The sequence below is a fragment of the Acinetobacter harbinensis genome, from assembly GCF_000816495.1.
Taxonomy (GTDB): Bacteria; Pseudomonadota; Gammaproteobacteria; order Pseudomonadales; family Moraxellaceae; genus Acinetobacter; species Acinetobacter harbinensis.
In genome coordinates, this window is record NZ_JXBK01000001.1 from 1,736,746 (window position 1) to 1,744,000 (window position 7,255).

The 7,255-nt window shown below is 34.9% G+C and carries 4 protein-coding genes and 1 tRNA gene; all 5 read right to left on the reverse strand.

All coding sequences use genetic code 11. The features are described 5' to 3' along the window. Nucleotides 1–450: 450 nt before the first annotated feature. The 5 genes from SE27_RS08070 to SE27_RS08090 all read right to left on the reverse strand — a co-directional run bounded on the left by SE27_RS08070 (nt 451) and on the right by SE27_RS08090 (nt 6,745). On the reverse strand, nt 451–672 hold the full coding sequence (locus SE27_RS08070) for a hypothetical protein (RefSeq protein ID WP_039622432.1): 222 nt from the start codon (nt 670–672) through the stop codon (nt 451–453). Nucleotides 673–1,067: 395 nt separating this feature from the next. Next, on the reverse strand, nt 1,068–2,288 hold the full coding sequence (locus SE27_RS08075) for a putative phage abortive infection protein (protein ID WP_039622434.1): 1,221 nt from the start codon (nt 2,286–2,288) through the stop codon (nt 1,068–1,070). 63 nt (nt 2,289–2,351) lie between these two features. Next, a complete protein-coding gene (locus SE27_RS08080; RefSeq protein ID WP_039622436.1) occupies nt 2,352–4,991 on the reverse strand; it encodes a bifunctional aconitate hydratase 2/2-methylisocitrate dehydratase in 2,640 nt (879 codons plus the stop codon). A gap of 1,165 nt (nt 4,992–6,156) precedes the next feature. Further along, nucleotides 6,157–6,516, reverse strand: coding sequence for a hypothetical protein (locus SE27_RS08085; protein WP_039622438.1), 360 nt, complete (start codon nt 6,514–6,516; stop codon nt 6,157–6,159). A gap of 152 nt (nt 6,517–6,668) precedes the next feature. Continuing rightward, a tRNA-Met gene (locus SE27_RS08090) sits at nt 6,669–6,745 on the reverse strand. Nucleotides 6,746–7,255: the final 510 nt, after the last annotated feature.

Here is a 7,255-nt window from a genome sequence, read left to right on the forward strand (position 1 = left end):
TAAGATCTGGATGCGGAATGTTTCCCGTATATGCAGCCAATTTATATTATCTTGAGATTAAATTTCACTATTTACATATTTAATGAGAATAATTTCCTTTATAATATCTTTTTAACCAGATAAAATACACTAAAGATAAGATTAATTGAGAAATATAATCAACACTAAAACAGCACTATTACTCTGTGACGATACAAATAGCAGATCTGATTAACTTATCATTTAAATGATATTTCTTATGCGCTAATTACACAACGCTAGAATTTTACTGAAAATACTTCGAATTTGTGTTTTAATACACTCAGTTTGAGATGAGCCTCTTACAGTGTATAAGCTTGACTTATATACGACTAGCCCCTAACCATGGGGCTTTTTAATGTCTCAATATTTAAAAACGGATAAAAACAGTCTAATGATGTCAATATATGTCTCTATGTACTGAATAAACCATTAGTTTGACTTGATGTCATACACCCAGTTTTTGGCTTGCTTGTCTGTGATGGTTTCAAAAACATAGTAATAATCATCCCACGAGTCGGGGTGAAAAATTTCTAGCTTTCGATACGTCACTTTTTTTGATTTCTCGATACATTCAAAACTCTCGCCTTGGTCTTTTACGGCTGAACCGTTAAGAAATCCACCTATACATAAAAATTTGGATTGTTTTGCCATTTCTTTACATCAACTTTTTAAAACACTGAAACATGTGGTGATTAAACGACGGATTTATTCATCTGTAAAGATTAGCTTTGATAATGTGGATATTTTTTAAGCATCTCTCTTTTTAAAGAGTTTGGCATCCATATATGCTTAGGCTATTATAGATTACACAACCTCGTGGCATTTCTTCATATTCTATATATCGCAATTCCACTTGTTGATTTTGCAACTCTTCCGAATAGTTAACATGAACATAGGCACTAACAATCAAACCAAGTGAATCTTGATCTATTTTTAACAGTAAATGTTAAATACCCAAAACCAGAGTTATCAATTAATTCAACTTCATATAAATCTTTCAATAAATCATCACCTTACTTATTCAATCAAAAAATACTATTAATTACCTAGATCGACGTCAACCGAGACATTGATTTATCTAAATAAATTGGATAATCCTGAAAGATATGTTCACAATTAACTTTTATATCTAGACTCTTCGAATTTGACGATATAAAAACAAATTCTATTTTTTTCATGCTATTTATATCAGCATTAGCACATCTAAAGTCATATTCGTTATCCTCATATTCAATAAGAAAATTTAAATTTTCATCAAAATAGGAGTTAATACTATATGGGTTTGCATTAAACAAACTACATTTAACAATTTTTTCAGAATCAGGCAATATTGTTAATAGCTCTATCGAAATTTTATCTCGCAGAAATTCAATAATCAATTTTCTATCTTTTAGATTAATATCAAAATTCATATCCTTATCGCAAGACCATTTTCCTGAAATACGTTTTAAATATGAGGAAGTTAAATCATAATTATAACCACATTTAATAGTAGACTTAATTGAATTTAAAATATATCTATTCATTTTTTTCAGAAATGAATTCTCACCAAACCCCTCTGGACAATTTAAATATACTGCTAATAAAGATTCAGATATATGTTTAGAATCAATACAAAAAGGCATATGTTCAAAAAAATTATATTTTCTAGTATATTCCATATAATCTTTATAATCACTGTCAAATTTTTTTGAACAATAAGTATTAATAGCTAAAATCTGTGTTAATTTGAAATCTAATGTAGAACGTAGTATATTTGTATAATATGTAATTTCAACATTCCTAAATTCAGAAATTTTTTCTTTATTCTGATCAATCATTTTTAAAATTTGATATAACATCCTAAAATAGTGACCTATTTGACTATTATTTTTATGAATAATTCTTTTGCTTTTCACTAATGTTTCTTCAATAGTAAATTCACTTATTTGATTTATCTCTTTCAATATTTCATTTTTTACATGTTCATCAATTTTATATTTAATATTTTCTAATGTACCTAACATTAGAAAAAACCTACTATCAAAATTATCTTGATCTGATTTTCTTCTTTCAAAATTTAAGGTTTTAGCTAGAAAAACTAAAGTACTCGCAGTAAAAGCTATACCTAACGTACCACTTAAAAAACTCCCTAAATAACCATAATTCACTATAGTTTGATATTCTTTATTTAATTTCGGGTAATAGCTAATCCAATCAATTAACCCCAAAATAGTTATTAAACTAAAAAGTGGTACAAAAAGTATAATAAATAATTTAATTTTCATAAAAAATAAGGGCTGAATAATCAGCCCTTATTTTTAACTCAATTTAATTTATTTTTCAATAAATTAGCTTAATTGAGCAGCAGCAATTTTCTTGGTATCAACATTCGCAGCAGCTTTGGTATATTCGCTCATCTTGTCAAAGCTTAAGTATTGATAGATGTCAGCAGACATGCTGTCAATTTGAGCTGCATATTGTTGATATTCTTCTGGTGTTGGTAATTTACCAAGTACAGCAGCAACAGATGCAAGCTCAGCAGAAGCTAAGTAAACGTTAGCGCCTTGACCTAAACGGTTCGGGAAGTTACGTGTAGAAGTCGACACACAAGTACTATTTGGTGCAACACGTGCTTGGTTACCCATACACAATGAACAACCTGGCATTTCAGTACGCGCGCCAGCTTTACCATAAATATTATAGAAGCCTTCTTCCATTAATTGATGCTCATCCATACGCGTCGGTGGAGCAATCCACAAACGAGTTGACAACACACCACCTGGAACTTTTTCTAACAATTTACCCGTTGCGCGGAAGTGACCAATATTGGTCATACAAGAACCAACGAATACTTCGTCAATTTTCACGCCTTGAACGTCAGAAAGAAGTTTAGCGTCGTCTGGATCGTTCGGGCAGCAAAGAACAGGTTCTTTGATGTCAGCAAGATCAATTTCATACACTTTCGTGTATTCAGCATCAGCATCAGCTTGAAGAAGTGATGGATTCGCTAACCATTTTTCCATGTTCTCAACACGACGTGCCATAGTACGCGCATCGCCATAACCTTCAGAAATCATCCATTTTAACATGGTGATATTTGAGCGAAGGTATTCAGCAACTTTCTCTTCAGAAAGCGTGATTGAACAACCTGCAGCAGAACGTTCAGCAGAAGCATCCGATAATTCAAATGCTTGCTCAACAGTTAGGTCAGTTTCCATTTCTGTTAGATCGATCTCAAGGATACGACCAGAGAAAATGTTTTTCTTACCTTTCTTCTCTACAGTTAAGTCGCCCGCTTGAATCGCGTAGTAAGGAATGGCATGCACAAGGTCACGTAGAGTGATACCAGGCTGCATTTTACCTTTAAACTTAACAAGGATAGATTCAGGCATATCCAGTGGCATAACACCAGTCGCTGCGGCAAACGCCACAAGACCAGAGCCTGCTGGGAAAGAAATACCAATTGGGAAACGCGTATGTGAGTCACCACCAGTACCAACGGTATCTGGAAGAAGCATACGGTTTAACCAAGAGTGAATAATACCGTCACCTGGACGTAGTGATACACCACCACGGTTCATGATGAAATCAGGAAGCGAGTGTTGCATTTGCACGTCAATTGGTTTTGGATATGCAGCAGTGTGACAGAAAGATTGCATCACAAGGTCAGCTGAGAAACCAAGGCAAGCCAAATCTTTCAATTCGTCACGTGTCATCGGACCTGTAGTATCTTGCGAACCTACAGTGGTCATACGCGGCTCACAGTAAGTACCCGGAAGTACGCCTTGACCTTCGGCAAGACCACAAGCACGACCTACCATTTTCTGTGCTTGAGTAAAGCCTTTACCTGTAGCGGCAGGCTGAACTGGAACACGGAACAAAGTAGACACAGGAAGATCTAACGCTTCACGCGCTTTCGTGGTTAAACCACGACCAACGATTAAGTTGATACGACCACCGGCACGAACTTCATCTAGAAGTACAGGGGTTTTAAGTTCAGATTCAGCGATTTGCGCGCCGTCTTTAAACGCAGTTACTTTTGCAGCAGCATGATCAATTTTAAGAACGATTTCATCGCCCATGTTCATGTTAGCAACATCAATCTCGATTGGTAATGCACCTGCATCTTCCATGGTGTTAAAGAAGATTGGGGCAATTTTAGAACCTAAGCAATAACCGCCGTCTTTTTTGTTCGGGATGTGCGCAATGTCATCACCAAAGAACCAAAGAACCGAGTTAGTTGCAGATTTACGTGATGAACCGGTACCAACAACGTCACCAACATAAGCAACTTGATTGCCTTTGGCAATTAAGGCTTTAATTTGATTGAGTGGACCCACTTCACCCGGTACTTCTGGGTTAATGCCTTCACGTTCGTTTTTCAACATTGCATTGGCATGTAATGGAATATCTGGACGGCTCCAAGCATCTTGTGCTGGAGATAAGTCATCGGTATTGGTTTCACCGGTCACTTTAAATACAGTCAGTTTGATTTCTGCAGGAACATCAGGACGGCTAGTGAACCATTCAGCATCAGCCCAAGACTGCATAACAGCTTTTGCATTTGCATTACCAGCTTTGGCTTTATCTGCTACGTCATGGAATGCATCAAACACAAGAAGTGTTTTTTTCAATGCTTCAGCCGCAAGTTCAGAAAGTTCTGCATCATCAAGTAATGCAACTAAAGGAGCAACGTTATAACCACCCAGCATTGTACCGAGTAAGTAAACCGCGCGTTCTTTAGAAATTAATGGAGAGGTTGCTTCACCTTTTGCCAAAGCAGCCAAAAAAGCAGCTTTAACGTAAGCTGCTTGGTCAACACCTGCAGGAACACGATTTTCGAGTAAATCAACTAAATATGCTTCTTCACCAGCGGGTGGATTTTTTAGTAATTCAACTACGTCAGCAGTTTGAGCATCATCAAGTGGCTTCGGTGGGATTCCGAGTGCGGCACGTTCTTCAACGTGTTGGCGGTAAGCTTCTAGCACGGTTTATTCCTCTTTTTTAAAAAATTACTTATGAATTCCAGCTTGTCCTAAGCTTCAAAAGTAATATGGACAACTAAATTTTACTAAAAATTCAGTTAAAAGTTAATGCAGCTACGGTATTTCTTTGTGATGTCCGTTATTTTCTAGCTAAATGGCGGCTTATTGATTAATTAATCAACCAATTCACGCCAATTTCTAACTTAAGAGTAGAAATAATCAACGCTTAACTAAAATTCGTACATAAAAAAAGCATCTCAATATTGCTCTTTTTCTTGCAAGAAAAATATTCAACCTTAGTGGACTGTCACTTTAGTTGTATATTCACGCCATCACTGGCAAAAAATCTCGTAAGCCAGCCAAATCTAAACCTTATCTTTATGAAGCATATCATGCTCTGTGCTTACAAATGAGATTTGTAGTTGATATAAGCAAACCTGTGAATCAATCCATTATGAGAGGATAGCCTATCCTCAAAATTCAGCAGCCAAGATGCTCATGAACGCGATACCTTGATCATCATCTATAAAACAGGTCAATATGATATGAAGATGCAATCCCCTACATTTTCGACTTTAAATTTTACAATTCATTTTGCTATACTTTTTGGCATAGATTCATTAAATGACCTGCCGTTGCAGCCTCTAAAAATAGCTCAGTGATTTTATTCTCCTCTTTTTGAGGATCTCACTTTAAGTGCAAGTACTCGCCAGTAAAGCTGTTACACGCTTATTCACTTAAGCAAGATAAAAATTAAACAGTTTTAGCACTTTTTCCATCTTTTTAATGGATTAACCTAAAAGCTAACCTGAGCCTAAAATGAAGTGTTGCTTAGAATTAGCTAAGCTATTAATACTTCATGCCTTTAAACGAATTTTTAGTATTTTTTTCACAGCAATCTTGTAAAAACCAACATCAATGACTCAGATTTTTTTGGCGCTTGTTACTCTGCACCAGCTCACTTTTAGCGTTAGTACAGATAGTAAACTCTATAGTATTGCTCATCAGTAAATAACTAAAAAATTGATTCGGGGATTTTTAAAATATAATTTTCATGACTAACAGGGTTGCTTATGAAAATTAATCCTCTATTTTCAAACAGATAAGATCTTTTCATAAAAAATTATTCTTTATTCAAACTTAATACAAAATCTAAAAAAACCGCTCCTTAGAACGGTTTGTAATCCGGTAATTCATCGTGCGGCGTGGCAATGCATTTTTCCGTCATTTTTTGCTTAAATTGTTTACGACTATTTTCTGGCTCTTTATCAATTTCAGCCAATGGAAATGCATAAACTTGCTCAATAATATCAAGAATAAATGTCTTGGTCGTAACATCTTCAATTTTATTGGCATGCTCAAGTGCAGCCGTTTTTTCAATGCCATTTTGACGATCAAACATAATGGTATTGGCAGCATTACCGATGCTCGTACAATAACCATGCCACTGCTGTTCAGCGGTTAGCGGCTTTTTTTCAGCGCATCCCACCAAAGCAATGAATACAATTAGAGCAAATAACTTGTTCATGAATAATCTCCCGTTGCCTTTATCATAATCAAAGTTTATCCAGATACGAAGCAATCTACGCTGTATAAGATAAAAATTAGTCCAACCTTAAATTAAAGGCATAAAAAAAGCCTAATCTGTGTAGATTAGGCTATAAACTCTTTATTCTTTGTTGGTAGCGGGAGCTGGATTTGAACCAACGACCTTCGGGTTATGAGCCCGACGAGCTACCAGACTGCTCCATCCCGCATCAACGAGTTAGCTTTATACGCCTTAAATAAAAACAAAGCAAACTTTATTGCATTTTAGTTGAAAAATAACGCTTATCAATCATTGTTTGTATATTTTTAAAGCGAATTTAACTTTTTCTCTCAGCAGTGAAATATCCACTTATTCAAGCATTGTAGGGTTAGCTAAAAAATTCATTACATCAGCTGGCTTTAAATCTAAGTGCCTTTACCCCTGCATGTATTTACTTTCTATCCACAAAAATTGATTTACGCCAGTCTATTCATTCTTTGACGTAATGAGTCTCAAAAATACATTTCTTTACACGTATATTTTAGACGCAAATACATGATATCTATAAATAAAATATAAAATATAAAAATTTTTTCTTAAAAATAAGCATATAGAGAGATATTGATTTGCATATTTTTCAATACAGTTGTATTATTAATACCAACTAGAAAAATAGTTTTGTTCTGGTAAATCTTCTTGTATTTCGCAGTTTTAGTCATAATCCTTCGTATTCCAGATT

What these genes read in the sequence shown, in the direction of transcription:
- SE27_RS08070 (WP_039622432.1), bottom strand. Translation starts at nt 672, where the DNA reads ATGGCAAAACAATCCAAATTTTTATGTATAGGTGGATTTCTTAACGGT.
- SE27_RS08075 (WP_039622434.1), bottom strand. Translation starts at nt 2,288, where the DNA reads ATGAAAATTAAATTATTTATTATACTTTTTGTACCACTTTTTAGTTTA.
- SE27_RS08085 (WP_039622438.1), bottom strand. Translation starts at nt 6,516, where the DNA reads ATGAACAAGTTATTTGCTCTAATTGTATTCATTGCTTTGGTGGGATGC.